Consider the following 5,469-nt stretch of genomic DNA (forward strand, 5'->3'; position numbering starts at 1 on the left):
AAAACTCGAAGAGTTCGTGGATATGGTGCCCCTTACCCCCGGCAACACACGCATCGATCTGCGTGCCCGGTATTATCAGACCGAAGCAACGGTGACGCCCGGCGAGGCCAAAGGCGCATTGAACTTCACCATCGAATACCGCTAAGGGGCGGCCATGGCGGTATAGCCATGGCCCCGCTATTCCGGAGCCAAAAAAAAACGCACCAAAGGAACTTTAGAATTCCTTGGTGCGTTTTGTATTGGAGCGGGAAACGAGACTCGAACTCGCGACCCCGACCTTGGCAAGGTCGTGCTCTACCAACTGAGCTATTCCCGCAAATGGCGTCCCCTAGGGGACTCGAACCCCTGTTACCGCCGTGAAAGGGCGGTGTCCTAGGCCACTAGACGAAGGGGACGAACCTTCTTACCTTCAAGACCCGGTTGCTGGACCCGGTCTTGCTTGCCAGCCGTGGCTGACGAGCGGAATTTGGTGGAGCTAAGCGGGATCGAACCGCTGACCTCCTGCGTGCAAGGCAGGCGCTCTCCCAGCTGAGCTATGGCCCCGTATTCTACGGCTAAACCATGTAATGGTAGGTCTGGGCAGATTTGAACTGCCGACCTCACCCTTATCAGGGGTGCGCTCTAACCAACTGAGCTACAGACCTATAACAGGGTCGCTTTACAGCATCGTCTTTTACAATGAATCAAGCAATTCGTGTGGGAGCTCATCAGCAGGCTGATGTCGTCGATTAAGGAGGTGATCCAGCCGCAGGTTCCCCTACGGCTACCTTGTTACGACTTCACCCCAGTCATGAATCACACCGTGGTAACCGTCCTCCCGAAGGTTAGACTAGCTACTTCTGGTGCAACCCACTCCCATGGTGTGACGGGCGGTGTGTACAAGGCCCGGGAACGTATTCACCGCGACATTCTGATTCGCGATTACTAGCGATTCCGACTTCACGCAGTCGAGTTGCAGACTGCGATCCGGACTACGATCGGTTTTGTGAGATTAGCTCCACCTCGCGGCTTGGCAACCCTCTGTACCGACCATTGTAGCACGTGTGTAGCCCAGGCCGTAAGGGCCATGATGACTTGACGTCATCCCCACCTTCCTCCGGTTTGTCACCGGCAGTCTCCTTAGAGTGCCCACCATAACGTGCTGGTAACTAAGGACAAGGGTTGCGCTCGTTACGGGACTTAACCCAACATCTCACGACACGAGCTGACGACAGCCATGCAGCACCTGTGTCAGAGTTCCCGAAGGCACCAATCCATCTCTGGAAAGTTCTCTGCATGTCAAGGCCTGGTAAGGTTCTTCGCGTTGCTTCGAATTAAACCACATGCTCCACCGCTTGTGCGGGCCCCCGTCAATTCATTTGAGTTTTAACCTTGCGGCCGTACTCCCCAGGCGGTCAACTTAATGCGTTAGCTGCGCCACTAAAATCTCAAGGATTCCAACGGCTAGTTGACATCGTTTACGGCGTGGACTACCAGGGTATCTAATCCTGTTTGCTCCCCACGCTTTCGCACCTCAGTGTCAGTATCAGTCCAGGTGGTCGCCTTCGCCACTGGTGTTCCTTCCTATATCTACGCATTTCACCGCTACACAGGAAATTCCACCACCCTCTACCGTACTCTAGCTTGCCAGTTTTGGATGCAGTTCCCAGGTTGAGCCCGGGGCTTTCACATCCAACTTAACAAACCACCTACGCGCGCTTTACGCCCAGTAATTCCGATTAACGCTTGCACCCTCTGTATTACCGCGGCTGCTGGCACAGAGTTAGCCGGTGCTTATTCTGTCGGTAACGTCAAAACACTAACGTATTAGGTTAATGCCCTTCCTCCCAACTTAAAGTGCTTTACAATCCGAAGACCTTCTTCACACACGCGGCATGGCTGGATCAGGCTTTCGCCCATTGTCCAATATTCCCCACTGCTGCCTCCCGTAGGAGTCTGGACCGTGTCTCAGTTCCAGTGTGACTGATCATCCTCTCAGACCAGTTACGGATCGTCGCCTTGGTGAGCCATTACCTCACCAACTAGCTAATCCGACCTAGGCTCATCTGATAGCGCAAGGCCCGAAGGTCCCCTGCTTTCTCCCGTAGGACGTATGCGGTATTAGCGTTCCTTTCGAAACGTTGTCCCCCACTACCAGGCAGATTCCTAGGCATTACTCACCCGTCCGCCGCTGAATCGAAGAGCAAGCTCTTCTCATCCGCTCGACTTGCATGTGTTAGGCCTGCCGCCAGCGTTCAATCTGAGCCATGATCAAACTCTTCAGTTCAATACTGCTTGGGTTTTTAAGAAGCCCTAAACTTGGCTCAGCAATCTCAAATGACTATGTGATTTCTCGCATGGTCACTTGTGATGATGATAATCTTTTTGACTATCAGTCCATACTCACAAGCACCCACACGAATTGCTTGATTCGATTTGTTAAAGAGCGTTTGGTTAAGAGCTTTTCGTCTCAACCGAGGCGCGCATTCTACGCTTTCCTCAGAGCCTGTCAAGCGTTTATTTTGAAGTTTTTTGCGAGAAACTCGTTTAACTTCAAACACTTAACTCGCTTCGATCTCTCGTCGCGGGAGGTGAATAATACAGCATTCAAAAACGCTGTCAACCACCTTTTTGCTGCAGCTGGCTGACCTTGCGGCTTACCAGGAAGAAGCATGAGCTTCTACTTAAAGACAAAACCCCTACCTGCATGCGCAGATAGGGGTTTTGCGAAATGAATCTTGACGATGACCTACTCTCACATGGGGAAACCCCACACTACCATCGGCGATGCATCGTTTCACTGCTGAGTTCGGGATGGGATCAGGTGGTTCCAATGCTCTATGGTCGTCAAGAAATTCTGTAGCCAGAATGTCCAGATGGACAGCCCAGCGAATCCGGATATGTGATGTTTGTGGTTCGTTGCGAACTTTCGGTTCGTATCATCTTCACCACCGCAATCTGCGTCAGCAAATTGCTTGGGTGTTATATGGTCAAGCCTCACGGGCAATTAGTATTGGTTAGCTCAACGCCTCACAGCGCTTACACACCCAACCTATCAACGTCGTAGTCTTCGACGGCCCTTTAGGGGATTCAAGATCCCAGTGAGATCTCATCTTGAGGCAAGTTTCCCGCTTAGATGCTTTCAGCGGTTATCTCTTCCGAACATAGCTACCCGGCAATGCCACTGGCGTGACAACCGGAACACCAGAGGTTCGTCCACTCCGGTCCTCTCGTACTAGGAGCAGCCCCTCTCAAATCTCAAACGTCCACGGCAGATAGGGACCGAACTGTCTCACGACGTTCTAAACCCAGCTCGCGTACCACTTTAAATGGCGAACAGCCATACCCTTGGGACCGGCTTCAGCCCCAGGATGTGATGAGCCGACATCGAGGTGCCAAACACCGCCGTCGATATGAACTCTTGGGCGGTATCAGCCTGTTATCCCCGGAGTACCTTTTATCCGTTGAGCGATGGCCCTTCCATACAGAACCACCGGATCACTAAGACCTACTTTCGTACCTGCTCGACGTGTGTGTCTCGCAGTCAAGCGCGCTTTTGCCTTTATACTCTACGACCGATTTCCGACCGGTCTGAGCGCACCTTCGTACTCCTCCGTTACTCTTTGGGAGGAGACCGCCCCAGTCAAACTACCCACCATACACTGTCCTCGATCCGGATAACGGACCTGAGTTAGAACCTCAAAGTTGCCAGGGTGGTATTTCAAGGATGGCTCCATGAGAACTGGCGTCCCCACTTCAAAGCCTCCCACCTATCCTACACAAGCAAATTCAAAGTCCAGTGCAAAGCTATAGTAAAGGTTCACGGGGTCTTTCCGTCTAGCCGCGGATACACTGCATCTTCACAGCGATTTCAATTTCACTGAGTCTCGGGTGGAGACAGCGCCGCCATCGTTACGCCATTCGTGCAGGTCGGAACTTACCCGACAAGGAATTTCGCTACCTTAGGACCGTTATAGTTACGGCCGCCGTTTACCGGGGCTTCGATCAAGAGCTTCGCTTGCGCTAACCCCATCAATTAACCTTCCGGCACCGGGCAGGCGTCACACCCTATACGTCCACTTTCGTGTTTGCAGAGTGCTGTGTTTTTAATAAACAGTCGCAGCGGCCTGGTATCTTCGACCGGCATGGGCTTACGGAGCAAGTCCTTAACCCTCGCCGGCGCACCTTCTCCCGAAGTTACGGTGCCATTTTGCCTAGTTCCTTCACCCGAGTTCTCTCAAGCGCCTTGGTATTCTCTACCTGATCACCTGTGTCGGTTTGGGGTACGGTTCCCAGTTATCTGAAGCTTAGGAGCTTTTCTTGGAAGCATGGTATCAACCACTTCGTCGCCTAAAGGCAACTCGTCATCAGCTCTCGGCCTTGAAATCCCGGATTTGCCTAAGATTTCAGCCTACCACCTTAAACCTGGACAACCAACGCCAGGCTGGCCTAACCTTCTCCGTCCCTCCATCGCAATAACTGGAAGTACAGGAATATTAACCTGTTTTCCATCGACTACGCTTTTCAGCCTCGCCTTAGGGACCGACTAACCCTGCGTCGATTAACGTTGCGCAGGAAACCTTGGTCTTTCGGCGTGCGAGTTTTTCACTCGCATTGTCGTTACTCATGTCAGCATTCGCACTTCTGATACCTCCAGCAAGCTTCTCAACTCACCTTCACAGGCTTACAGAACGCTCCTCTACCGCATCACCAAAAGGTGATACCCGTAGCTTCGGTGCATGGTTTGAGCCCCGTTACATCTTCCGCGCAGGCCGACTCGACTAGTGAGCTATTACGCTTTCTTTAAAGGGTGGCTGCTTCTAAGCCAACCTCCTAGCTGTCTAAGCCTTCCCACATCGTTTCCCACTTAACCATGACTTTGGGACCTTAGCTGACGGTCTGGGTTGTTTCCCTTTTCACGACGGACGTTAGCACCCGCCGTGTGTCTCCCATGCTCGGCACTTGTAGGTATTCGGAGTTTGCATCGGTTTGGTAAGTCGGGATGACCCCCTAGCCGAAACAGTGCTCTACCCCCTACAGTGATACATGAGGCGCTACCTAAATAGCTTTCGAGGAGAACCAGCTATCTCCGAGCTTGATTAGCCTTTCACTCCGATCCACAGGTCATCCGCTAACTTTTCAACGGTAGTCGGTTCGGTCCTCCAGTCAGTGTTACCTAACCTTCAACCTGCCCATGGATAGATCGCCCGGTTTCGGGTCTATACCCAGCGACTAAACGCCCTATTAAGACTCGCTTTCGCTACGCCTCCCCTATTCGGTTAAGCTCGCCACTGAATATAAGTCGCTGACCCATTATACAAAAGGTACGCAGTCACCTAACAAGTAGGCTCCCACTGCTTGTACGCATACGGTTTCAGGATCTATTTCACTCCCCTCTCCGGGGTTCTTTTCGCCTTTCCCTCACGGTACTAGTTCACTATCGGTCAGTCAGTAGTATTTAGCCTTGGAGGATGGTCCCCCCATATTCAG

The 5,469-nt window shown here is 52.3% G+C and carries 4 tRNA genes and 3 rRNA genes; all 7 read right to left on the reverse strand.

Going from position 1 to position 5,469, the window contains the following annotated elements:
• Window positions 1-240 precede the first annotated feature (240 nt).
• Window positions 241-316 (reverse strand) — tRNA-Gly (locus tag C4K88_RS17930).
• 3 nt (window positions 317-319) lie between these two features.
• Window positions 320-395 (reverse strand) — tRNA-Glu (locus tag C4K88_RS17935).
• 72 nt (window positions 396-467) lie between these two features.
• A tRNA-Ala gene (locus C4K88_RS17940) sits at window positions 468-543 on the reverse strand.
• A 24-nt stretch (window positions 544-567) separates the two neighbouring features.
• Window positions 568-644 (reverse strand) — tRNA-Ile (locus tag C4K88_RS17945).
• A gap of 85 nt (window positions 645-729) precedes the next feature.
• Window positions 730-2,266: ribosomal RNA gene (locus tag C4K88_RS17950) — 16S ribosomal RNA — on the reverse strand.
• 449 nt (window positions 2,267-2,715) lie between these two features.
• Window positions 2,716-2,831 (reverse strand): 5S ribosomal RNA (gene rrf, locus C4K88_RS17955).
• Window positions 2,832-2,965: 134 nt separating this feature from the next.
• Window positions 2,966-5,469: ribosomal RNA gene (locus C4K88_RS17960) — 23S ribosomal RNA — on the reverse strand; the annotation flags it as partial.

It is taken from the genome of Arthrobacter pityocampae, from assembly GCF_002927275.1.
Classification (GTDB): domain Bacteria; phylum Actinomycetota; class Actinomycetes; order Actinomycetales; family Micrococcaceae; genus Arthrobacter_D; species Arthrobacter_D pityocampae.